Below are 23,807 nucleotides of genomic sequence, written 5' to 3'. Positions count from 1 at the left end.
TGCCCGCACGATGGTGGCATGCCGCTTCGGCCTCGGCAGGCATCAGGGTGCCCGTGCGGGCCGCACAGTCTGCCCGAAGCGCCGCTTCCGGGCGAGGGAGGCGGGCCCTCGGGAGTGCGTCGCGCTGTCGGCGGAGTGCGGCACCATGGGGCGGATGAGCGAGCAGAGCCTTCCGGACGGCGTCCGTCCGGAGAACGCGGACGCGCTGCCCGAGTACGCCGAGCGGGTCCTCGACGTGACCGAACTGATCCCGCCGGGCCGCGTCATGACCTACGGAGACGTGGCCGAGTACCTCGAGGAGGGGGGACCCCGCCAGGTCGGCCGGGTGATGTCCCTCTACGGGGGAGGCGTGCCCTGGTGGCGAGTCGTCCGGGCGGACGGGGTCCTGCTCGCGGGGCACGAACTGGAGGCGATCGACCGGTACCGCGAGGAGGGCACGCCTTTGAAGGAGGCGAGCAGGGCCGCCGAGGGGCACCTGCCGCGCCTCGACCTGAAGCGGGCGCGGTGGGACGGCGGCACGGGCGCCCAGGGGCACGGTGGACGTGCACCGGGGAGCAGCGGACGCGCACAGGGTCACACCTGACAGCTTCCGCCATGCGACCGGCCGGTGTGTGCCCTGTGATCCGTACGAGGTAAAGCGGGCGCTTCGGGCATGTCCGTGGCATGACGTACGTTCGTGGGGCAGGGGACGTCCGTGCCACGAGTGACGAGAGGGAAGAAGAGGAAGGGCTCCTTCCGCCTCTTCCGTCGGCGTAGCGTCGGCCGCGCGCGTCCCCCTCATCCCGCGGCCACCGCCCCGCCCGCGGCGCGGACGGCCCACCAGCACACCCACCAGGACCGGCGAACCACGTGAGCTCCTCTTCCTCCAGCGGACACCCGCCGCACCCCCAGGTGCGGCGGGGGAGCCGTGGCGCTTACCGACTGGTGCGTACCCCGCCGACGCGCGTGGATCCCCCTCGTCTGGACGCCGCACAGCGTGCCGTGGTTGACCACCGGACCGGACCGCTGCTCGTCCTGGCGGGGCCGGGCACCGGCAAGACCACCACCCTGGTCGAGTCGGTGGCCGACCGGATCGCCAAGGGCGGCGACCCGGAGCGCATCCTGGTGCTGACCTTCAGCCGCAAGGCGGCCGTCGAACTGCGCGACCGGATGGCAGTGCGCGTCGGCGCCGCGCGGGCCCCCCGGGCGACGACCTTTCACTCCTTCGGTTACGCCCTGGTCCGCGCCCACCAGGACAGCGACCTGTTCGTGGAACCCCTGCGGCTGCTCTCGGGCCCGGAGCAGGACGTGACGGTGCGCGAGCTGCTCGCCGGGCAGGCCGACCTGGAGCGGCTCGGGCTCGCCCACGTGCGCTGGCCCGACGAACTGCGCGCCTGCCTGACCACCCGAGGCTTCGCCGACGAGGTCCGCGCGGTACTCGCCCGCAGCCGCGAACTGGGACTGGGCCCGGACGCGCTCGGGGCCTTCGCCCGTCGCATCGGCCGCCCCGACTGGCGCGCCGCCGCCGTCTTCCTCGCCGAGTACCTCGACGTGCTCGACCTCCAGGGCGTGCTCGACTACGCGGAACTGGTTCACCGCGCGGTGCTCCTCGCCGGCCGCCCCGAGGTCGCCGCGCACCTGACCGCCCAGTACGACGCGGTGTACGTCGACGAGTACCAGGACACCGACCCGGCCCAGGTCAGGCTGCTGCACGCCCTGGCGGGCGGCGGGCGCACCCTCGTCGCCTTCGGCGACCCCGACCAGTCGATCTACGCCTTCCGGGGCGCCGACGTGAACGGCATCCTGAACTTCCCGACCGCCTTCCCGCGCGCGGACGGCAGCCCGGCGCCGGTCGCGGTGCTGCGGACCTCACGCCGGTCCGGGGCCGCCCTGCTGGCCGCCACCCGGCTCCTGACGCAGCGCATGCCGCTGACCCGCCTCCCCGCCGACAAGGTCCGCGCCCACCGCGAGCTGACCCCGGTACGGGACGGCGGGCGCGTCGAGGCGTACACGTACCCGACGTCCGGCACCGAGCTGGACAACATCGCCGACATCCTGCGCCGGGCGCACCTGGAGGACGGCGTCCCGTGGCGCGACATGGCCGTCCTGGTGCGCGCCGGCGCACGCACCATCCCCACGCTCCGCCGCGCCCTCACCGCGGCCGGCGTCCCCCTCGACATCGACGGCGACGACCTCCCGCTGCGCCACGAACCCGCGGTGGCACCCCTGCTGACGGCGCTGCGAGCCGTGGCGGAGGCGGAGACGGGGGCAGGGCCGGGGGAGCAGCCCGGGGCGGGCGCGGGCCCGGCGCGGGACGCGCTGCCCGACCCGGCTACGGGCACGCGCGACCTCGGCGAGGCCGTGCCCGCGGAGCATGCCGCCGACGCGCCGGGCACGACGGACGCCGACGCGCCGGGCACGACGGACGCCGACGCGCCGGGCACGACGGACGCCGACGCGCCGGGCACGACGGACGCCGATGCCACCCCCGACACGGTCGCGAAGGCAGAAGCCGCCCCCGACACCGACGCCGGCACGGAGGCGAACCCCCCGCGCGGTGAACGCGAACACCCCGCGGACGATCCGTGCTGGCTCCCCACCGAGACCGCCCTCACCCTGCTCGCCTCGCCCCTCGCCGGCATGGACGCCGCTGACCTGCGCCGCCTCGGCCGTGCCCTGCGCGACGAGCAGCGCGCCGCCGGCAACCCGCTGCCGCCGCCCTCGGACGAACTGCTCGCCCGGGCGCTGGCCGAGCCGGAGCGGCTCGCCGTGCACGACCCCGCGTACGCGCGCGGTGCCCAGCGGCTCGGCGCTCTGCTCCGCAAGGCCCGTGAGCGCCTGGCGGGAGGCGGCAGCGCCGAGGAGGCGCTGTGGGACCTGTGGAACGGCACCCCGTGGCCCAGCCGCCTGGAACGCTCCGCCCGGCGCGGCGGTGCGGCCGGACGTAACGCCGACCGGGACCTGGACGCCGTGTGCGCGCTGTTCGCGACGGCCGCCCGCGCGGAGGAGCGCACCGGCGGCCGGGGCGCCCTGAACTTCCTGGAGCAGATCGACGCCGAGGACATCGCGGCCGACACCCTCGCACGGCGCGCCGTCCGCCCCGACGCCGTCCGCCTGATGACCGCGCACCGTGCCAAGGGGCTGGAGTGGCGGCTGGTCGTCGTGGCGGGTGTCCAGGAAGGACTGTGGCCTGATCTGCGCCGCCGCGGCTCGCTGCTCGAGGCCGACCGGATCGGCCGTGACGGACTCGCCGAGCCCCTCACGCCAGGAGCCCTGCTCGCCGAGGAGCGCCGCCTGTTCTACGTGGCCGCCACGCGCGCGCGGGAGCGGCTCGTCGTCACCGCGGTGAAGGCACCGGCCGACGACGGCGACCAGCCCTCCCGGTTCCTGACCGAACTCGGCGTCGAACCCGCCGACGTCACGGGCCGCCCGCGCCGCCCCCTCGCCGTCGCGGCGCTCGTCGCCGAGTTGCGCGCCACCACCGTCGACCCCCGTGTCTCCGCACCCTTGAGGGAGGCGGCCGCCCGCCGTCTGGCCCGCCTCGCCGCCCTGGCGGACGACGACGGACGGCCCCTGGTGCCGTCCGCCCACCCCTACCGCTGGTGGGGCATGTGGGACCCGACCGAGAGCAAGGTCCCGCTGCGCGACCGCGATCAGCCCGTCACGCTCTCCGGCAGCGCCCTGGACCAGCTGGCCAACACCTGTGCCCTGCAGTGGTTCCTGGGCCGTGAGGTGAAGGCCGACGCGCCGGCGACCACCGCCCAGGGCTTCGGCAACGTGGTGCACGTACTCGCCGACGAGGTGGCCTCCGGACACACGCCGGCCGACCTCGCCGTCCTCATGGAGCGACTCGACTCCGTGTGGAACGCGCTCGCCTTCGACGCGCCGTGGAAGTCGGAACAGGAGAAGGCCAACGCGCGCGTGGCGCTCGAACGCTTCCTCAAGTGGCACGTCATGGACCGCGCCGGGCGCACTCCGGTGGCGAGCGAGCACGACTTCGACGTGACCCTGGCGGCGGGCGACTACGAGGTCCGCATCCGCGGCCAGCTGGACCGCGTGGAGAGCGACGGCGACGGCCGCGCCTACGTCGTCGACTTCAAGACCGGCAAACAGGCGCCTACGTCCGCGGAGGTGGCCCGCCACCCCCAGCTCGCCGTCTACCAGCTCGCCGTCCGCGAGGGCGCCGTCGACGAGGCCTTCGGCGGCGTACGCCCCCGGCCGGGCGGCGCCGAACTCGTCCACCTGCGCCAGGGCGCGCCCAAGCGGGACGGCGGCGAGACCCTGCCCAAGGTCCAGGTACAGGAGTCGCAGGAGGGGCCGGAGGGCGAGTGGGTCGGCGACCTGCTGGCCACGGCCGCCGGCAAGGTCCTCGACGAACGGTTCACCCCGACCACGGGCCAGCACTGCACCCACTGCGCCTTCCGCGCGTCGTGCAGCGCACGGCCCGAGGGGCGGCACGTCGTGGAGTGAGCGCCGGCAACCGGGAGCAGCCGGCGTGCGACGCCGGTGGGCCCGGGCGGGCAGCGGAGCCGAGTGGCCGGTGTGACACGTCGCACCACACGGGCTGACCTGCGCTTCTCTCGCTCCCCGAGGACATCCGGCATCCGCTGTCGGTGACCGCCGCTAGCCTCTGTGACGTGCCCGCCCACCTCACCGATCCCGAGCAGCTCAAGGAGCTCCTCGGCATCCCCTTCACCCCGGAGCAGACGGCCTGCATCGTCGCGCCGCCCGCCCCGCAGGTGATCGTGGCCGGAGCCGGATCGGGCAAGACGACGGTGATGGCGGCACGCGTGGTCTGGCTGGTCGGCACCGGCCAGGTCGCACCGGAACAGGTCCTCGGCCTCACCTTCACCAACAAGGCGGCCGGCGAACTCGCCGAACGCGTCCGCAAGGCCCTGATCCGGGCCGGCGTGACCGATCCGGACGCGATCGACCCGGACCACCCGCCGGGCGAGCCGGCGATCTCGACCTACCACGCCTTCGCCGGCCGCCTCCTCACCGACCACGGCCTGCGCCTCGGGCTGGAACCGACCTCCCGCCTGCTCGCCGACGCCACCCGCTACCAGCTCGCCGCGAGGGTCCTGCGCGAGGCTCCCGGCCCCTACCCCGCGCTCACCCGGTCCTTCGCCGACCTGGTCAGCGACCTCCTCGCCCTCGACGCCGAACTCGCCGAGCACCTCGTACACCCCGAGGACCTGCTCACCTGGGACGCCCGCCTCCTGGACACCCTGGAGGGCGTCCGGCTCAGCAACGCCGACCTGCGCAAGGTCCCCGAGGCCGCCGCCGCCCGCCGCGCACTGGCCGACCTGGTGATCCGCTACCGGGCCGCCAAACGCCGGCAGGACCTGCTGGACTTCGGCGACCAGATCGCCCTGTCCGCACGGCTCGCCGGGCTCCCCGAGGTCGGCCGCATCCTGCGCGACGAGTACCGGGTGGTGCTGCTCGACGAGTACCAGGACACCTCGGTGGCCCAGCGCATCCTCCTGGCGGGCCTGTTCGGCGGCGGCACCGGCCATCCCGTGACCGCCGTGGGCGACCCCTGCCAGGCGATCTACGGCTGGCGCGGCGCCTCCGTCGCCAACCTCGACGACTTCCCCGAACACTTCGCCCACGCCGACGGACGGCCCGCGGCCCGTCAGGCGCTCAGCGAGAACCGCCGCAGCGGCGGCCGCCTCCTCGAGCTGGCCAACGGCCTCGCCGAGCCCCTGCGCGCCATGCACGCGGGTGTGGAGGCCCTGCGGCCCGCCCCGGGCGCCGAACGCGACGGCACGGTCCGCTGCGCCCTGCTGCGCACCCACGCCGAGGAGATCGACTGGATCGCCGACTCCGTCGCCCACCTCGTACGCACCGGCACGGCGCCCGGCGAGATCGCCGTCCTGTGCCGCACCGCGACCGACTTCGCCGAGATCCAGGGCGCGCTGGTGGCGCGCGACGTCCCCGTCGAGGTCGTCGGCCTGTCCGGGCTGCTGCACCTGCCCGAGGTCGCCGACCTGGTCGCCGTCTGCGAGGTCCTCCAGGACCCGGGTGCCAACGCCTCCCTGGTCCGGCTGCTCTCCGGCCCGCGCTGGCGCATCGGCCCGCGCGACCTCGCCCTCCTGGGCCGTCGCGCCCGGCTGCTCGTGAGCCACGCGCGCGTGGCGGGCGACGACGACCCCGACCGCAGGCTCGCCGAGGCCGTGGAAGGAGTCGACCCGTCCGAGGTGATATCGCTCGCGGACGCCCTCGACACCTTCCTGGAGACGCCGCTGGACGGCACCGGGGACGACGACGGGCTGCCCTTCTCACCGGACGCGCGCGTGCGGTTCGCGCGGCTGGCCACCGAGCTGCGCGAGCTGCGCCGGGCCCTGTCCGATCCGCTCATGGACGTCCTGCACCGCGTCCTCGCCGTCACCGGTCTGGAGGTGGAGCTGTCGGCCTCCCCGCACGCCCTGGCCGCCCGCCGCCGCGAGACCCTGTCCAACTTCCTCGACGTCGCCGCCTCCTTCGCCGCCGGCGACAACGAGGCCACCCTGCTGGCCTTCCTGGGCTTCCTGCGCACCGCGGCGCAGTACGAGAAGGGGCTGGACAACGCGCTGCCCGGCGGGGAGAACACCGTCAAGGTGCTCACCGCGCACAAGTCCAAGGGCCTCGAGTGGGACGTGGTCGCCGTGCCCGGCCTCGTCACCGGCACCTTCCCCAGCGGCCAGGGCCGCGAGAAGTGGACCGCCCAGGGCAAGGTGCTGCCGCACGGCCTGCGCGGCGACGCCGAGACCCTGCCCGACGTCGCCTCCTGGGACTCCCGCGGCCTGAAGGCCTTTCACGAGGCCATGAAGGACCACCAGCACACCGAGGAGCTCCGCCTCGGCTACGTCACCTTCACCCGCCCCCGCTCCCTGCTCCTCGGCTCCGGCCACTGGTGGGGACCCAGCCAGAAGAAGCCCCGCGGACCGTCCGACTTCCTCACGGCCCTGTACGAGCACTGCGCCGCCGGACACGGCGAGATCGAGGCCTGGGCGGACGAACCGGCCGAGGACGAGGAGAACCCGGCCCTGCACCGGGCGACCGCCGACGAGGTCTGGCCCCTGCCCCTGGACGACGAGGCACTCGCCCGGCGCCGGGCCGCCGCGGAGACGGTCCTCGCCCACCTGGACGCCCTCGCCACCAGGCGGGAAGGCCCTTCCGCGGCCCCCGACACCTGCGACGACCCGGACTGGCCGCCGCCCCCGGAGGACGACGAGGCGCCCCCGGAGGAAGCGGATCCCGACGGGGCCGGGGACCCCGCCGACTGGAACACCTGGACCACGGGCCGCCCCACCGCCGACCCGGATCGACCCGTGGCCGCGGACCGTACCGCCGACCGCATGGGCGGCCCCGCCGTCCCGCGCCAGGCGACACCCGCCGAGCGGCATCAAGGCGGCGCCCCCGTTCCCGCCCCCGCGCGCCTCACCCCGGAGGAGGCCCGTACCGTCGCCTCCTGGGACCGCGACCTCGACGCGCTCACCGGGGAGCTCCTGCGCGCCCGCGAGAGCGTCACCGAGGTGCCCCTTCCGGCCTCGCTGACCGCCTCCCAGCTGCTGAGTCTGGCCGCCGACCCGGACGGGTTCGCCCAGGAGCTGGCCCGGCCCATGCCCCGCCCGCCCCAGCCCGCGGCCCGCCGGGGCACCCGTTTCCACGCCTGGGTGGAGGCCCGGTTCGAAGCACTGAAGCTGCCCCTGCTGGAACCGGAGGAGCTGCCGGGCGGCGACGCGGAGATCGCCGACGAACAGGACCTGGAGTTCCTGAAGGACGCCTTCGAACGCACCGAGTACGCCCGCCGCACACCGTTCCGCGTCGAGGCGCCCTTCCAGCTCTCGCTGGCCGGCCGGGTCGTACGCGGCCGCATCGACGCCGTCTACAAGGAGGGCGACGGGGAGTCCGCGACGTACGAGATCGTCGACTGGAAGACGAACCGCGCCGCCACCGCCGACCCGCTCCAGCTCGCGCTCTACCGCATCGCCTGGGCCGAGCAGCAGGGCGTGCCGCCCACCTCGGTGACGGCCGCCTTCCTGTACGTACGCACCGGAGAGGTCGTACGGCCCGAGGGGCTGCCGGACCGTACGGCGCTCGAGAAGCTGCTGCTGGCCGAGCCGGTCGGTGACGAACCGCACGACCGGGGTGCCCGCGCGGGCCGATAGGCTCGTAAGCATGAGCCACCCCGTTGACAATGCTGTCAGCGCTGTCCGCACGTACATCGAACAGCACCGCGCCGCCTTCCTCGACGACCTCGTCGACTGGCTGCGGATTCCGTCCGTGTCGGCGCAGCCCGACCACGCGACCGATGTACGCCGCAGCGCCGACTGGCTCGCCGCCAAACTGAAGGAGACCGGCTTCCCGACCGCCGAGGTCTGGCCCACCCCCGGCGCCCCCGCGGTCTTCGCCGAGTGGCCCTCCGGCGACCCGCAGGCACCGACGGTCCTCGTCTACGGCCACCACGACGTACAGCCCGCCGCCCGCGAGGACGGCTGGCACAGCGAGCCCTTCGAGCCCGTCGTCCGCGAGAACCGTCTCTACGCGCGCGGGGCGGCCGACGACAAGGGGCAGGTGTTCTTCCACACACTCGGAGTCCGCGCCCACCTCGCGGTCACCGGCCGCACCGCCCCCGCGGTCAACCTCAAGCTGCTGATCGAGGGCGAGGAGGAGTCCGGTTCCCCGCACTTCCGCGCGCTCGTCGAGGAGCGCGCCGAGCGGCTCACCGCCGACGCGGTGATCGTCTCCGACACCGGCATGTGGTCCGAGGACACCCCCACGGTCTGCACCGGCATGCGGGGCCTCGCCGAGTGCGAGATCCGGCTGCACGGCCCCGACCAGGACATCCACTCGGGCTCCTTCGGCGGCGCGGTCCCCAACCCCGCCACCGCCGTCGCCCGCCTCGTGGCCGCCCTGCACGACGAGCACGCGCGCGTGGCGATCCCGGGCTTCTACGACGGCGTGATCGAACTCACCGACCGCGAACGCGAACTCTTCGCCGAGCTGCCCTTCGACGAACAACAGTGGCTGCGCACGGCCAAGTCGTACGCCGCCCAGGGAGAAGCCGGACACACCACCCTGGAGCGCGTCTGGGCCCGCCCCACCGCCGAGGTCAACGGCATCGGAGGCGGCTACCAGGGCCCCGGCAGCAAGACGATCATTCCGTCGTCCGCCATGGTGAAGCTCTCCTTCCGCCTCGTCGCGGGCCAGGACCCGGACCACGTGGAGAAGGCCGTCCGCGCCTGGGCCGCCGAGCAGGTGCCCGCGGGCATCCGCTGCGAGATCACCTTCGGCTCGGCCACCCGCCCGTGCCTGACGCCGCTGGACCACCCGGCTCTGCAGTCCGTGGCCCGCGCGATGGGCCGGGCCTTCGGCACACCGGTCCGCTTCACCCGCGAGGGCGGTTCCGGTCCGGCGGCCGACCTCCAGGAGGTCCTCGGCGCCCCGGTGCTGTTCCTCGGCATCTCCGTCCCGTCCGACGGCTGGCACGCCCCCGACGAGAAGGTGGAACTGGACCTGCTCCTCAAGGGCGTCGAAACCTCCGCCCACCTCTGGGGCGACCTGGCGGAGTACTGGCGTCACGCGCCCTGAGCACCGCGCACGGTCCGGGACCGGACCGGCAGCGCGCGCGGCACACTGGAAAGACCGCCGCGCGCCGCCGAGCCCTCCCGGACCCGGTCACCACCCGCCGTACGAACCGCTGAACCGCCTGTCGAACCGAACCGCTCACCGGGGGAGTTGGAACCACTCGTGACCACCTGGACCGACCACACCGCCGACCGTCCCATCTCGCTCACCGCCCCGAGCGGCATCGACCGCGCCGCCCACCACCGCCTCGACGAGGCCTGGCTCGCGGCGGCGTGGAGTCACCCCTCCACGCGCTGTTTCGTGGTCTCCGGCGGCCAGGTCCTCATCGACGAGACGCCCGACGGGGCCACCGAACTCGTCATGACCCCCTCCTTCGAGGCCCCGCTCACCGAGGCGCACCGGTACTTCCTCGGCATCGACGAGGACGGGACCAGCTACTTCGCCCTCCAGAAGGACTCCCTGCCCGGCCGCATGGACCAGTCCGCCCGCCCGGCGGGCCTGCGCGAGGCCGGCCTGCTCCTGTCGGACCGCGACGCCGGGCTGATGGCCCACGCGGTCGCCCTGGAGAACTGGCAGCGCCTGCACCGGTTCTGCTCCCGCTGCGGCGAGCGCACCGTCATCGCCGCGGCCGGTCACATCCGCCGTTGCCCCGCCTGCGGCGCCGAGCACTACCCGCGGACCGATCCCGCGGTGATCATGGCGGTAACGGACGGCGAGGACCGCATCCTGCTCGGCCGCCAGGTGCACTGGCCCGAGGGCCGCTTCTCGACCCTCGCCGGGTTCGTGGAGCCCGGGGAGTCCATCGAACAGTCGGTGCGCCGCGAGGTCCAGGAGGAGGTCGGCGTCACCGTCGGCCCGGTCGAGTACGTCGCGAGCCAGCCGTGGCCCTTCCCGTCCAGCCTGATGCTGGGCTTCATGGCCCACGCCACCTCCACCGAGATCAACGTCGACGGCGACGAGATCCACGAGGCCCGCTGGTTCTCCCGCGACGAGCTGGGCGCCGCCTTCGAGTCCGGCGAGGTGCTGCCGCCCTACGGCATCTCGATCGCGGCCCGCCTCATCGAGCTCTGGTACGGCAAGCCCCTGCCGACCCGCGGCGCCTTCTGAACCCGGCAGCACGAAGGGCGGCCCCCCCGTTGCGGGGAGGGCCGCCCCTCTGCGAGTGCCGTGGCCGACCGGGCCGTGGCCTGCTGGGCTACGCGCCGATCTTCTGCTTCACCTGGGCCAGCGACGGGTTCGTCAGCGTCGAGCCGTCGGGGAAGAGCACGGTCGGCACCGTCTGGTTTCCGCCATTCGCCTTCTCCACGAACGCGGCGGACTCCGGGTCCTGCTCGATGTTGACCTCGGTGTACGCGATGCCCTCGCGGTCCATCTGGCTCTTCAGCCGACGGCAGTAGCCGCACCACGTGGTGCTGTACATCGTCACAGTGCCCGGCATGTCTCTCGTGCTCCTTCGGCGACTCGGGGAAGCGGCGGCTCGGGATGAGGTCGCAGCAGGAGAACGTCCGCGGCGGCGCCACCATTCCCGCCTCGCCCATGCCGCGTGACGCCTGTCGCATCGGTACGACTATCGGTGCGTGCCTGTGGACAACCGGCTCAGCCGTCTCGTGAGACCTGGCAGCATGGCGGTGTGACAGCAGCAACGCACTCCACCCTCTTCCCGCAGGTACCGGACTCGGCCGACGCGGTGCTCGAAGGGCTCGACCCCGAGCAGCGCGAGGTGGCGACCGCCCTGCGCGGTCCGGTGTGCGTGCTGGCGGGAGCCGGTACGGGCAAGACCCGGGCGATCACCCACCGCATCGCCTACGGGGTGCGCGCCGGGATCCTCCAGCCCTCCAGCGTGCTCGCCGTCACCTTCACCAACCGTGCCGCCGGGGAGATGCGCGGCCGGCTGCGCCAGCTCGGTGCGTCCGGTGTGCAGGCCCGCACCTTCCACTCGGCGGCACTGCGGCAGCTCCAGTACTTCTGGCCGAAAGCGATCGGTGGCTCGCTGCCCCGGCTCGTCGACCGCAAGATCCAGCTCGTCGCCGACGCGGCCGCCGCCTGCCGCCTCCGCCTCGACCGGGGCGAGCTGCGCGACGCCACCGCGGAGATCGAGTGGTCCAAGGTGACCCAGACCGTCCCCGCCGACTACGCCCTGGCGGCGGCCAAGGCAGGCCGCGAGACTCCTCGCGACCCGGCGGAGATCGCGCAGCTGTACGCCGCCTACGAGGACCTCAAGCGCACGCGCTCCGTCATCGACTTCGAGGACGTGCTGCTGTTGACCGTGGCCGTCCTCCAGGACCGGCACGACGTCGCCGAGCAGGTCCGCGCCCAGTACCAGCACTTCGTCGTCGACGAGTACCAGGACGTCAGCCCCCTCCAGCAGCGGCTGCTGGAGCTGTGGCTCGGGGACCGGGACGACCTGTGCGTGGTCGGCGACGCCAGTCAGACGATCTATTCGTTCACGGGAGCAACCCCCGACCATCTGCTCGACTTCCGTGTCCGCCACCCCGGCGCCACCGTCGTCAAGCTGGTCCGCGACTACCGATCCACCCCCCAGGTCGTCCACCTCGCCAACGGCCTGCTCGCACAGGCCCGGGGGCGGGCGGCCGATCACCGTCTCGAGCTGGTCTCCCAGCGCCCCGCGGGCCCCGAGCCCGTCTACACCGAGTACGCCGACGAACCGGCCGAGGCCGAGGGTGCCGCCCGCCGCATCCGTGAGCTCCTCGACTCGGGCGTTCCGGCCGCCGAGATCGCGGTCCTGTTCCGCACCAATTCCCAGTCCGAGACCTATGAGCAGGCGCTCGCCGACGCCGGGGTTCCCTACCAGCTGCGGGGCGCGGAGCGCTTCTTCGACCGGCCCGAGGTGCGCAGGGCCGGCAGCGCCCTGCGGGCCGCGGCGCGCTTCGGCGGCAACGACTCCCTCCTCGACGACGCCGTCGACCTGCCCTCGCAGGTACGCGCGGTGCTGTCCGGAGAAGGCTGGACGACTGAGCCCCCGGCCGGGTCGGGGGCCGTCCGGGAGCGCTGGGAGTCGCTGGCCGCCCTGGTCGGCCTGGCCCAGGACTTCGCCGCCGCCAGACCGGGAGCCACGCTGAGCGACCTCGTCGTGGAACTCGACGAGCGGGCGGGCGCCCAGCACGCCCCGACGGTGCAGGGCGTCACCCTCGCCTCCCTGCACTCGGCCAAGGGCCTGGAATGGGACGTCGTGTTCCTGGTCGGTGTCGCCGAGGGCATGATGCCGATCACCTACGCAAAGACCGACGAGCAGATCGAGGAGGAACGGCGCCTCCTCTACGTCGGGGTCACCCGTGCGCGGCAACGCCTGCACCTGTCCTGGGCGCTGGCCCGGTCGCCCGGCGGCCGGCCGAACCGCAGGCCCAGCCGCTTCCTCAAGGGGCTGCGGCCCGGCTCGGGCACGGCGGGCGGGCGGGGGGCCGCCACCGGCGCCGGGGGCGTGGAGCGCGGGACCCGGGGCGGCGGTGGCGGTGTCGCGGCCCCCGCACCGAGACGGGCCCGGCGGACACCGGCCCGCTGCCGGGTCTGCGGGCGCACGCTCACCGAGGCCGGGGAGATGAAGCTGATGCGCTGCGAGGGCTGTCCGTCCGACATGGACGAGGGGGTCTACGAGCGGCTGCGCGAGTGGCGGGCGGTGCAGGCGGAACGCAGCGGACAGCCCGCGTTCTGCGTCTTCACGGACAAGACACTGATGGCGATCGCCGAGTCCGTCCCGGAGGACGAGCGGGAGCTGGCCCGGATCCCCGGGGTCGGGATGCGCAAGCTCAACCGCTACGGCTCCGACGTTCTGGCCATCTGCGCAGGCCAGGAAGGCGTGGGGCTTGACGAGGGCGACTGATACGAACTCGTCGAAAAAATAGTTTGCGCATGCCCCGGGAATCCCCATAGGTTCTTGGTCACGGGAACAGCGGCCTTCCCGGAGGCCCTGAATCCGTGTTGTACTTGCATATCCGCGGACTGGTTCACCCCAGTCCCCCGAGACGCCGAGAGGAGGCGAGTCCAGTGATCAGCATCAACAGCAGCTCCGTCGCCAGCTCCACCGCGAAAATGACCGATCGCTCGGCCGTCTCCCTGTGCATCCTCGGCGCTTCTCACTCGGGCACCGGTCTGTCCGGCATTCGTGCCGTGCGTCCGGCTGCCGCCTCCGTTGCCCCCGCGGGCCTTCCCGTCCGCGAGCGCAATGAGCGACCGACCAAGGCACTGGAAGCAGCAGTAGCGGCACAGGCGCAGGCCTATGCCTTTACGGCGACCGGTGCCGGATTCCGGAAGCAGACGACGCAGCACCACCTGATGTGGGCCTTCCGTGGGCCAGAACCCTGGAGTGATCCAGCCTGATCGCCGATCAGGCCGGCGCCTTCAGGGCCGCGGAACCCCACCCGGGATCCGCGGCCCTTCTGTTTGTCCCCGAACGGGGGCGACAGCACGAAGGAGCCTCGGGACAAGAAAAGAACCCGGTACCAAGCCGCCACCCGGTCAACCGGCCGGAACGAACAGACGAGGAAGACCACCCGTGCAACTCGAAGCGCACGCCCCGTCCGTACCGCCTTCCGACACGATCCCCAAGCCCTGTTCCACGGAGGACTCCACCTTGACCCCGCTGACCGCGCTCACCGCGCTCGACGACGCCATCGAGAACCTCGGCGTGCCCGTCCCCTGCCGCTCCTACGACCCGGAGGTCTTCTTCGCCGAGTCGCCGGCGGACGTCGAGTACGCCAAGTCCCTCTGCCGCACCTGCCCGCTGATCGAGGCCTGCCTCGCCGGCGCCAAGGAGCGGCGTGAGCCCTGGGGCGTCTGGGGTGGCGAGCTGTTCGTCCAGGGTGTCGTCGTCGCCCGGAAGCGGCCCCGCGGCCGCCCGCGCAAGAACCCGGTTTCGGCATGAACACCGCAGGAACGATCGACCGTCCCCTCACGTACGACCCCCAGAAGCAGGCCCCGATGAAGCCGTTCACCCACGACATCGCAGGCACCGTGCCTGAAGACTTCACCACCAGCGGCGCGAAGGACTCGCGTCAGAACAGGACCCGTGAAATGCAACTCATCCCAGAAGCCCTGGCGCGTGCGCATATGCGCGACCGCCTGCATGAGGCCGAGCGGGAACGCCGGGCGCTGCGCCTGGCGACCGCTCGCCGGATGCAGCGCCGGGCGGAGCGCGCCTCGATGCGTGCCCGGCGTGCGCTGGCCATGGCCGTCATGCAGTAACCGACACACCTGAAGCGGTGGTCTTCCGACGGGAGACGAGGCTTCGCGCGTGGGGGCCGGTCCGGCCGAACGGACCGGCCCCCACGGCGCGTTCGCCAGCCACAGGGCACGTTCGGTCGTCGCGGCTCAGGCCTCCGCGGCGGCCTCCTCCGCCTCGTACACGGCTTCGGCCTCCCCGGCGTCGTCCTCGGCCGCTTCTTCTGCCGCGTCCTCGGCGACGAACCCGACCAGCCACTCCTCCAGCTCGTCGCGCAGCCGAACCGTCGCCCCCAGCTGGCACAGCACCCCGATGGTGCTCAGGGTCACGCGATGGATCAGCAGATAGGCCGGCGGCAGGTTGAGCTGCTTGGCCAGCCGGTACGCGGGGGAGCGGGGATCACCGATGCGGGCGGCCTGGCTCCGCATCCAGCCGCGGGTGAAGGTGAACGCGTCGACGCGGGCCGGCTCGATGATGGGCAGGAGGTAGTCGAGAACGGCGTCGGGGTCCAGCTCTATCGACTCCTTGACGAACCCCTCCGCGCAGAGCATCTCGTAGACGGCCTCCGCCTCGCCGTCCAGCGTCATGCGCAGGGCTTCCCCGATGGGCTCGGGCAGGCCGCCCGGGAGGCGGTCGACCGTGCCGAAGTCCAGCACCCCCAGGCGCCAGTCGTCCTCGCCCTGAGGCCCGCCGGGCAGCAGACGGAAGTTGCCGGGGTGCGGGTCGGCGTGCAGCAGTCCGGTGCGCGCGGGACCGGAGAAGAGGAAGTGGGCCAGCAACTGGCCGGCCCGGTCCCGCTGCTCCTGCGTGCCGTCCGAGATGATCTCCGACAGGGGGATGCCGTCGATCCACTCGGTGATCAGCACCTGCTCGCACTGATGGACGACGTCCGGCACCACGATGTCCGGGTCGTCGGCGAACACCTCGGCGTGGGTCCGCTGGGCCTCGGCCTCCAGGTCGTAGTCGAGCTCCTCCGAGACCCGGTCCTTCAACTCCGTGATCAGCGGCTTGATGTCCATGCCGGGGACCAGCGGGCCGAGCAGACGGGCGAAGCGGCTGAGCTGGTTCAGGTCGGAGAGCAGCGCCTCGCCGGCGCCCGGGTACTGCACCTTGACCGCCACCTCGCGGCCGTCGTGCCACACCCCCCGGTGCACCTGGCCGATCGAGGCGGCAGCGGCGGGCTTGTCCTCGAACTCCAGGAACAGGTCCTGCCAGCCCTCTCCGAGCCGCTCGGTCAGCACGGCGTGCACCGTGCGCGTCGGCATCGGCGGTGCCGCCTCCTGCAGCTTGGTCAGTGCCGCCCGGTAGGGGCCCGCGACCTCCTCGGGCAGAGCCGACTCGAAGACGGACAGGGCCTGCCCGAACTTCATCGCTCCGCCCTTGAGCTCGCCCAGCACCTTGAACAGCTGGTCCGCGGTGCGCTGCTGCAGCTGCTGGCCGACGATCTCCGCGGACTCGCCCACGATTCGCTTGCCCAGCCCCCAGGTGGCCCGCCCGGCGAAGCCGAGCGGCAGCGCGGCGAGCTTGGCGGTCCGGGTGACCGCCTTGCGCGGAAGATCAGACATGCGCCCTCCAAGTCCCAGCCGGCCGCGCCGGTTCCGCCTCCTGGCGTACTTCCGCTGACGGCCCTTGCCCAGCCATTGTCGCGCGCCACCCCCCGTCCTCGGGGATGTGTTCCTGCTTACCTTTTCCGGCCGCCCCGCAGGGGCACGCCGGGTGTGCTCGCACCGGCCGGGCGCGCCAGTGCAGCGCGGGGAGCGATACCTCCCAGCGCGCACCGGTGCTCGCAGGCGTCCGGCCGTCCAGGAAGGCGAGTGCGTGAGCCGCCGCGAGCCCGGCGACGGCCGCCGCGAGCGTGAGGTCGCAGGGAGGGACTTGGCGCCGGCGGCCGGAGCGCCACTGCGCCACCAGCCGCGGCCAGACCGGGTCGCGGTCGGTGCGCCCGGCGTGCAGGCAGCCGGCACAGCCCGTCTCGCCGGGCAGCACGAGGGGGCCGACGACGCCGGTTCCCTCCACGACTCCGGCGTACAGATGGGGCGTGCCGGAGGCCATGAGGGACTCCGCGGTGGCGGGGTCGGGCGTGTGCACCGCTACGTCGTCGCGTGGGGCGACGATCACCAGGGAGAAGCCCGGAACGGCCTCCTCGTGCGGAGTCGTCGGACTTCGGCGCGGTGGCCGGTCGGGGGAGGCCCGGCGCACGACACGACGGGCCGCCTCGTCCCGGCGGTCGCCGATCGATTCGGGCGGCAGACCGCCCGGAGCGACGTCCCAGGGCTCGACGCGTCCGCTGTCGCGCACGTCGACCTCCCCAACACCCGAGCCCGACAGCAGGCCCGCCAGTACCGCACCCACCCGTCCGGCACCCCGCACGCCCACCCGCAGAGCGCGTCGGGCGGCCAGGTGTCTCATGGCGTCGCCCGGTGCGGAGGTGGTCAGGGACAGCGAGGCGAGGTCGGGGCGGAGCCGGTCGAGGACCTCCTTCTTCTCCCGCAGGGCGTCTGCGGCCGGCCCGCCGCCCCGGGAGTCGTCGAGGAGACCGGCCCGCGCCAGCCGTTCCACCACGCGGTCCACATGCCCGTCCGGCAGGTCCATGCGGTGCCCCTCCTCGCGCAGGAGCGCCGGGCCGCGGGTGCCGTTGAGCAGTTCCAGGAAGCTGCCCGTCGCGGTGTCCACCGGTGCCAGCGTCAGCGCGTGCGCCGGTGTCATCCCGAACTGCACGGTGTTCAGGTCCCGCCAGCCGCGCTTGAGCGCGGGCTTCACCATCGGATGCATTCCAGGTCCCCCGTACCTCTTCCGGTGTCCGTGTGCGGTCCCGCGGTCGGTCGCGAATCCGCCGGCGAGTGCCAGCATGCCCGGATGCGCGGAAAGGCGTCGAAAGTTGTCCACAGGGGGTGGGTGTTCGTCGTACGAATCAGCCGCGCACCTCCCAGGACGGGTGGCGGATCGGCACCGAAGCGTCCCGGAGCCGGGACTTCCCCCTGTGCAGCGGGTAACGTCGTGGCGTGTCCGCCGACCCACTGCACCGTGCCGGGGCGCCCCCGCGCACACCGACGAATCCGCCGCCGAGCGGCCCGGGTACGAGCCCGATCGAGGTGCGCAGGAGCACCCGGCGACGCCGGACGGTCTCCGCGTACCGCGAGGGCGACCGCACCGTCGTGCTGATCCCCGCCCGTATGTCCGAGGCCGAGGAGCAACGCTGGGTGAGCGTCATGCTCGACAAGCTGGCCGCGCAGGAGAGCAAACGCGTCCTCGGCGACGCCGAGCTGGCCGAGCGCGCGGAACGCCTGTCGGGTCAGTACTTCGACGGCCGGGCCCGGCCCGCCTCGGTCCGCTGGGTCACCAACCAGAACACCCGCTGGGGCTCGTGCACCCCGTCCGAGGGAAGCATCCGGCTGTCGCACCGCCTTCAGGGGATGCCCGAGTACGTCGTCGACTACGTCCTCCTGCACGAACTGGCCCACCTGCTGGTCCCCGGGCACGGACCCCGGTTCTGGCGGCTCCTCGAGGCCTACCCGCGCACCGAGCGCGCCCGGGGCTACCTCGAGGGTGTGGTCGCCGCGGACCGGCTGCCGCACGTGCCCGGCGCCCGCGGCGAGTAGCGCGCGCGAGCGGGGCGGGCGTCCGCCACGGCCCCGCACGGGTTTCGTACCGGGTCTGTACCGGCTTCCTCCGGTGTCGGTGTTTGCCGTTAGCCTGTCGCGACGCACTCACATTCGGATGGGGGACGGTCGTAACGCATGGCCAGGGAATTTCAACGCGGCCACAAGGCCAGGATCAGTGATCTCACCGCGGGCACGGATCTGTACGTAGGCGTGCAGATCTCCGGGCCCGGGCTGAGCTTCGACATCAGCTGCTTCGGTCTCGACGCCGACGAGCGGTTGTCGGACGACCGGTACTTCGTGTTCTTCAACCAGCCGAAGACCCCCGAGGAGTCCATCCAGCTCCTGGGTGCGCAGGCGGGTGACACGGAGTCCTTCCGGGTCACCCTCGACAGCATCCCGCCGCAGATCCGGAAGCTCTCCTTCACCGCGACCATCGACGGCGCGGGACAGATGTCGCAGGTCGGCCCCGGGTACATCCGGATCGTCGCGGGCGGCGAGGAGGTGGCACGGTATCCGTTCAGCGGTTCGGAGTTCTCCACCGAGCGCGCCGTGATGCTGGGCGACTTCTATCTGAAGGACGTGTGGCGGTTCGCCGCCGTCGGGCAGGGTTTCGACGGCGGTCTCGACGCGCTGCTGAGGAACTTCGGCGGTGAGGTGGCCGAGGACGAGGCACCCGCGCCGCAGCAGGCGCAGCAGCCGCAGTCCGGCGCCGCCCCGGGCTTCGCCCCGCCCGCCCAGGCCTCGGCGCCCCCGGCCTTCGGCGCACCCGCCGCCTCCGCACCGGCCCCCGCGCCGCAGCCCGCCCAGCAGGGCTTCGCGCCGCCGCCCGCCGCCCCGCCGCCACCGGCGCCCGCGCCGCAGCCCGCGCCGGACGTACACGCCGCGCAGACCGTCGTCGCGCCCATGAACACGCCGCCCGGCGGCGCCCCGGTCCCGCCCCCCGCCCCGGCGCCCGCGCCGTACGGCCAGCCGGGCCAGCCCGGTCAGCAGCCGCCGTACGGCCAGGTTCCCGGCCAGACCGCGCCGCCGCCCCCCGGATACGGCCAGCCCCAGGCACCCCAGGCGCCGGCCCCGCCGCCCGGTTACGGCCAGCCGCCCGCGCCCGGCGGTTACGGGCAGCCCGCCCCGCCCCCGGGCTACGGCCAGCCGACGCCACCGCCCGGCTACGGCCAGCAGCCGCCCCAGGGCGCACCGCAGGGCATGCCTCAGGGCGCGCCGCAGGGCGCCGGTGTGACCGCGGCGCTCCAGCAGTTCCGGGAGACCGCGACCGGGCAGCGCTGGACGCAGCAGAACAAGAAGCTGGTCCGCGTCGACCTGGGCGCCGAGGGCCAGCCCGTCCTCGCCCGCCAGGGCAGCATGGTCCTCTACCAGGGCAAGGTCGACTTCAGTTACAAGGGCGCCGGGTTCGCCGGCCGGGTCGTGGGCAACGCCACCGGCCAGGAGATGCAGCTGATGCGCTGCACCGGCAAGGGACAGGTGTTCCTCGCGGACAACTCCGCGATGCTCCACCCCATCGAGCTCCAGGGCGACGCCGTCTGCGTCTCCGCGGAGAACGTCCTCGCCTTCGACGAGAGCCTCCAGTACGAGGTCCGCCGCATCGAGGGACACGGCATCCCGGGTGGCGCGCTGTTCACGATGCAGTTCCAGGGCACCGGCACGATCGTCGTCAAGACGCGCGGCGTGCCCGTGGTGCTGCCGGTCACGCCCACGACGTTCGCCGACTGCAACGCCGTGGTCGCCTGGTCCGCCGCCGCACAGGTGGTCGTCTCCAGCCAGGTGCGGATGCGTCGCAACTCCTACGCGGGCGACACCGGCGAGAGCGTCAACCTGCAGTTCCGGGCCGCGCCCGGCAGCTTCGTCGTCGTCCAGCCGTACGAGATCTGAGGGAGAGCCTGACATGAACCAGCCGCTCGCGGGCTACGCTCCCGCACCCGTCGCCGCCCGCATGGAGAACCACGGCAACCACATGCTGAAGGTCGCCATGCAGACCGGAAACGACCTCCTCGCGCGCGTGGGCTCGATGGTCGCCTACGAGGGCTTCGTCCAGTACGAGCCCAACCCGCCGGCCGTCCGCCAGATCGCCAAGGACTGGATGACCGGCGAGGGCGCACCCCTGATGAAGTGCTCCGGCGACGGCCTGCTCTATCTTGCCGACTACGGCGCCAACGTCGTGGTCATCAACCTCAACGGCGACGGGATCTCCGTCAACGCCACCAACCTGCTCGCCTTCGACGCCCACCTCACCTGGGGTGTGGAGCGGGTCAAGGGGCTGGCGAAGTTCGCCGGGCAGGGCCTGTGGAACACCAGGATCTCCGGCCAGGGCTGGGTCGCGCTCACCTCCCGGGGCAAGCCGATCGTGGTCGACTGCGGCGGTGGCGAGGACGAGACCTACGTCGACCCGGACGCGCTCGTCGCCTGGTCCCCGAACCTGAAGGTGAAGGGCAAGCGCAGCTTCAAGGCGCAGTCGCTGATCGGCCGCGGCAGCGGCGAGGCCTTCCAGATGGCCTTCTCCGGTCAGGGCATCGTCGTCGTCCAGCCCAGCGAGGACAGCACCGACCGCCTCCGGGTCCGGGGCTGAGGGGGAGCCAGAACATCATGCAGAGCCCGATTTTCGCCTACAACGACCAGCAGACCCAGGAAGCCTGGAGCCTGCAGAACAAGCACATGCTCCGCGTCGCCCTGACGGGCCACGACGACGTGCTCGCCCGCAAGGGCACGATGGTCGCCTACCAGGGGCTCGTCGAGTTCGACGCCGAGTACCAGAGCAACAGCCAGTCACGCGCGCGTGCGCACACCGGTGAGGGCCTGGACCTGATGCGCTGCCACGGGCAGGGCACGGTCTACTTCTCCAACCTCGCCCAGTGCGTCCACGTGGTCGACGTCGACCAGGACGGTCTCACCGTCGACAGCAGCTACGTGCTCGCGATGGACTCGAACCTGCACCACGAGGTCATCGCGGTGGACAGCCTCTACGGCATCTCCGGCTCGGGGAAGTACCAGCTCAACATCACCGGCCGGGGCAAGGTCGCCCTGATGACCTCCGGTTCCCCCCTGTTCCTGCAGGTGACGCCCGACAAGTACGTCAACTGCGACGCCGACGCGATCGTCGCCTGGTCCACCGGTCTGCGCGTGCAGATGCAGGCCCAGACGCACTCCTCCGGTGTCTGGCGGCGCCGCGGGAACACCGGCGAGGGCTGGGAGCTGAGCTTCATGGGCAGCGGCTTCGCGCTCGTCCAGCCCAGCGAGCTGCTGCCGCCGCAGAACGCGCAGGTCGGCTCGGGGCTCGCCGCCCAGTACGGCATGGGCCAGCAGGGCGCCCGCGGCCAGAACCAGGGCAACGTCTGGAGCTGAACGCGGGACACGGCCGCAGTTCCGCAAGGGGTGATCGCAAGGGCGGTCACCCCTTACCGGTCACAGCCGGGCGCGGGTCGCCTCCAGCAGACGTACGACCGACTCGTCGGCCACGTCCGCGACCTCGGCGTACGGGAACCAGCGCAGATCGAGGGACTCGTCACTGATCGCCTCCACGGCCCCCTCGGGGGCCACGGCCGCGTACTGCACGTCCAGATGCCAGGCGCAGGGCGTGTGGTGGCGGTCCAGGCGCACGGGACCGCCCGGAAGCAGCGTCAGGCCGGCGATGCCCGACTCCTCCGTGCCCTCGCGCAGGGCCGCCCGGGCGAGCGTCTCGTCGATCGGCTCGCAGTGACCGCCCATCTGCAGCCACATGCGCAGCTTCTTGTGCAGGGTCAGCAGGACCCGCCCCCGCGAGGGGTCGATCACCAGGGCGCTCGCGGTGATGTGCCCGTCCGCGCAGGCCTTCCACATGCCGTCCGGGTGCGTCGCGAGATGGTCCAGGTAGACCTGGCGCAGCTCCTCCTGGCCCTCGTGTCCCTTCAGGACCAGGACCGCGTCGTCGTGGAGGCTCACTCGCCCTTGTCGCCCTTGTCGCCCTTGGCCTCGCCCCGGCCGTCCTCGCCGCCCTCGTCCTTCTTCTTCAGGTCGGGCTTGCCCGCCGCCTCGCCGAGCATCTTGTCCAGCTCGGAGAAGTCGAGCTGCTCACGGTGCACGAAGCCGTCCGGGTCGTCCAGGTCGGTCGCGGTCGGCAGCATGTCCGGGTGCGCCCACAGACCGTCCCGGCCGTCGACACCGTGCGCGTCCGTCAGGGACGCCCACAGGCGGGAGGCGTCGCGCAGCCGGCGCGGGCGCAGCTCCAGGCCGATCAGCGTGGCGAAGGTCTGCTCCGCGGGGCCGCCTGAGGCGCGACGGCGGCGCAGCGTCTCGCGCAGCGCGTCGGCGGAGGACAGGCGCGGCTTGGCGGCCGCGTGCACCACCGCGTCCACCCAGCCCTCGACCAGCGCCAGGGCCGTCTCCAGACGGGCCAGGGCCGCCTTCTGCTCCGGGGTGTCCTCGGGCTGGAACATGCCCTGCTGGAGAGCCTCCTGCAGCTGCTCCGGATTCTGCGGGTCGAACTGGCCGACCACGTCCTCCAGCTTGGCCGTGTCCACCTTGATGCCCCGGGCGTAGCCGTCGACGGCGCCGGACAGGTGCGAACGCAGCCACGGCACGTGCGCGAAGAGGCGCTGGTGGGCCGCCTCGCGCAGGGCGAGATACAGCCGGACCTCCTCCTGCGGCACGCCGAGGTCCTTGCCGAACGACTCGATGTTCGCCGGCAGCAGCGCGGCCTTGCCCGCCGGGCCCAGCGGCAGGCCCACGTCGGTCGAGCCGACGACCTCGCCGGCGAGCACGCCGACGGCCTGTCCGATCTGGGTGCCGAACATGGCGCCGCCCATGGACCGCATCATGCCGATGAGCGGGCCGGCCATGGCCTGCATCTCCTCCGGCAGCACGTCGCCCATGGCGTTGCCGACGCGCTCGGCGACCGGGTCGACCAGCTCGCGCCAGGCGGGCAGGGTCGCCTCGACCCACTCCGCGCGGCTCCACGCCACGGCGGTGCCCGCGCCCGAGGGCAGGGCGGTCGCGTCGTCCAGCCACAGGTCGGCCAGGCGCACGGCCTCCTGGACGGCATTGCGCTCGGCGGGACCGACGCTGGCGTCCTTGCGGCCGTCCGGGGTGCCCTGGGAGACCGTCTGGCGGGCGATCTGCTTGGCCATGTCCCAGTTCACCGGGCCGCCCTCGTAGGAGAGCATCTGGCCCAGCTGCTGGAACGCGGCGCCCAGGTCGTTGGGGTTCATGGAACCGAACATGGCAGCGAACGGGTTGTCCGCGCCGGGGCCGCCCAGGCCTCCGGCTCCGGACATCCCGAAACCGAACGGGTTGGCCGGTCCCTGACCACCGCCGCTCTGCTGGTCCTTCTTCTTGCCCTCGTCGCCGTCGTCCGGCTCCTCCGGCGGAAGGCCGAATCCGAATGGGGTGTCACTCACGGGGTTCCTCGGCTGGTAGGGCCGCCGGTTCTTTCCGGCGGCACGGCTGCCCGACTTCACCACCCAGCGTAGACACCCGAAGCCGATCGGGCCTCG

18 protein-coding genes are annotated in these 23,807 nt (G+C 73.1%); 13 read left to right on the top strand and 5 right to left on the bottom strand.

From position 1 onward, the window contains the following. The first annotated feature begins 154 nt into the window (after positions 1–154). The 5 genes from NI25_RS13345 (at position 155) to nudC (ending at position 10,659) form a co-directional block, all read left to right on the top strand. Positions 155–583 carry an MGMT family protein gene (locus tag NI25_RS13345; RefSeq protein WP_061446906.1) on the top strand — a complete coding sequence of 143 codons (429 nt, stop codon included), beginning with the start codon at positions 155–157 and terminating at the stop codon, positions 581–583. A 266-nt stretch (positions 584–849) separates the two neighbouring features. Then, entirely contained in the window at positions 850–4,449 is a 3,600-nt protein-coding gene (locus tag NI25_RS13340) for an ATP-dependent DNA helicase (protein WP_061442659.1), read from the top strand. Between the two features lie 167 nt (positions 4,450–4,616). Continuing rightward, entirely contained in the window at positions 4,617–8,132 is a 3,516-nt protein-coding gene (locus NI25_RS13335) for an ATP-dependent DNA helicase (RefSeq protein ID WP_061442658.1), read from the top strand. A gap of 10 nt (positions 8,133–8,142) precedes the next feature. After that, positions 8,143–9,555 carry a dipeptidase gene (locus NI25_RS13330; protein ID WP_061442657.1) on the top strand — a complete coding sequence of 471 codons (1,413 nt, stop codon included), beginning with the start codon at positions 8,143–8,145 and terminating at the stop codon, positions 9,553–9,555. Between the two features lie 159 nt (positions 9,556–9,714). Next, complete coding sequence (gene nudC, locus NI25_RS13325) at positions 9,715–10,659, top strand: NAD(+) diphosphatase (protein ID WP_061442656.1); 945 nt, start codon at positions 9,715–9,717, stop codon at positions 10,657–10,659. 88 nt (positions 10,660–10,747) lie between these two features. On the opposite strand, the gene NI25_RS13320 is transcribed toward nudC, so the two are convergent. Next, positions 10,748–10,990 carry a mycoredoxin gene (locus NI25_RS13320; protein WP_030400692.1) on the bottom strand — a complete coding sequence of 81 codons (243 nt, stop codon included), beginning with the start codon at positions 10,988–10,990 and terminating at the stop codon, positions 10,748–10,750. Positions 10,991–11,182: 192 nt separating this feature from the next. Between NI25_RS13320 and NI25_RS13315 the strand changes: the two genes are divergently transcribed. The 4 genes from NI25_RS13315 (at position 11,183) to NI25_RS13300 (ending at position 14,751) form a co-directional block, all read left to right on the top strand. Then, positions 11,183–13,390: an ATP-dependent DNA helicase UvrD2 gene (locus tag NI25_RS13315; RefSeq protein ID WP_078884609.1), complete on the top strand. Its 2,208-nt coding sequence runs from the start codon at positions 11,183–11,185 to the stop codon at positions 13,388–13,390. 164 nt (positions 13,391–13,554) lie between these two features. Continuing rightward, positions 13,555–13,887 carry a hypothetical protein gene (locus tag NI25_RS13310; protein ID WP_061442654.1) on the top strand — a complete coding sequence of 111 codons (333 nt, stop codon included), beginning with the start codon at positions 13,555–13,557 and terminating at the stop codon, positions 13,885–13,887. 175 nt (positions 13,888–14,062) lie between these two features. Further along, complete coding sequence (locus tag NI25_RS13305; RefSeq protein ID WP_003973786.1) at positions 14,063–14,431, top strand: WhiB family transcriptional regulator; 369 nt, start codon at positions 14,063–14,065, stop codon at positions 14,429–14,431. Then, on the top strand, positions 14,428–14,751 hold the full coding sequence (locus NI25_RS13300) for a hypothetical protein (protein ID WP_061442653.1): 324 nt from the start codon (positions 14,428–14,430) through the stop codon (positions 14,749–14,751). Before NI25_RS13305 ends, NI25_RS13300 begins: the two co-directional genes overlap by 4 nt. 126 nt (positions 14,752–14,877) lie before the next feature. On the opposite strand, the gene NI25_RS13295 is transcribed toward NI25_RS13300, so the two are convergent. Further along, complete coding sequence (locus NI25_RS13295) at positions 14,878–16,293, bottom strand: ABC1 kinase family protein (protein ID WP_061442652.1); 1,416 nt, start codon at positions 16,291–16,293, stop codon at positions 14,878–14,880. Continuing rightward, entirely contained in the window at positions 16,286–17,500 is a 1,215-nt protein-coding gene (locus NI25_RS13290; RefSeq protein ID WP_061442651.1) for a TOMM precursor leader peptide-binding protein, read from the bottom strand. The genes NI25_RS13295 and NI25_RS13290 overlap by 8 nt, the downstream gene beginning before the upstream one ends. A gap of 230 nt (positions 17,501–17,730) precedes the next feature. On the opposite strand from NI25_RS13290, the gene NI25_RS13285 reads away from it, so the two are divergent. From NI25_RS13285 to NI25_RS13270, 4 genes are all read left to right on the top strand, one after another. Further along, positions 17,731–18,327, top strand: coding sequence for a M48 family metallopeptidase (locus tag NI25_RS13285; RefSeq protein WP_061442650.1), 597 nt, complete (start codon positions 17,731–17,733; stop codon positions 18,325–18,327). A 138-nt stretch (positions 18,328–18,465) separates the two neighbouring features. Further along, positions 18,466–20,214, top strand: coding sequence for a TerD family protein (locus NI25_RS13280; RefSeq protein ID WP_061442649.1), 1,749 nt, complete (start codon positions 18,466–18,468; stop codon positions 20,212–20,214). A 13-nt stretch (positions 20,215–20,227) separates the two neighbouring features. Further along, complete coding sequence (locus NI25_RS13275) at positions 20,228–20,908, top strand: AIM24 family protein (protein ID WP_031044293.1); 681 nt, start codon at positions 20,228–20,230, stop codon at positions 20,906–20,908. Between the two features lie 17 nt (positions 20,909–20,925). Continuing rightward, the gene (locus NI25_RS13270) at positions 20,926–21,681 is read left to right on the top strand and encodes an AIM24 family protein (protein WP_061442648.1); all 756 of its coding nucleotides are present in this window, start codon (positions 20,926–20,928) and stop codon (positions 21,679–21,681) included. Positions 21,682–21,741: 60 nt separating this feature from the next. Here the strand turns inward: NI25_RS13270 and NI25_RS13265 are convergent, their stop codons facing one another. Both NI25_RS13265 and NI25_RS13260 read right to left on the bottom strand, forming a co-directional pair. After that, positions 21,742–22,257 carry an NUDIX hydrolase gene (locus tag NI25_RS13265; RefSeq protein WP_061442647.1) on the bottom strand — a complete coding sequence of 172 codons (516 nt, stop codon included), beginning with the start codon at positions 22,255–22,257 and terminating at the stop codon, positions 21,742–21,744. Continuing rightward, positions 22,254–23,711, bottom strand: coding sequence for a zinc-dependent metalloprotease (locus NI25_RS13260; RefSeq protein WP_061442646.1), 1,458 nt, complete (start codon positions 23,709–23,711; stop codon positions 22,254–22,256). The genes NI25_RS13265 and NI25_RS13260 overlap by 4 nt, the downstream gene beginning before the upstream one ends. Positions 23,712–23,807: the final 96 nt, after the last annotated feature.

Source organism: Streptomyces sp. CCM_MD2014 (genome assembly GCF_000772045.1).
In the GTDB taxonomy this organism is placed as follows: Bacteria; Actinomycetota; Actinomycetes; order Streptomycetales; family Streptomycetaceae; genus Streptomyces; species Streptomyces salinarius.
Note: the sequence above shows the minus strand (reverse complement) of the source record. Positions and strands in the feature narration are given on the sequence as shown.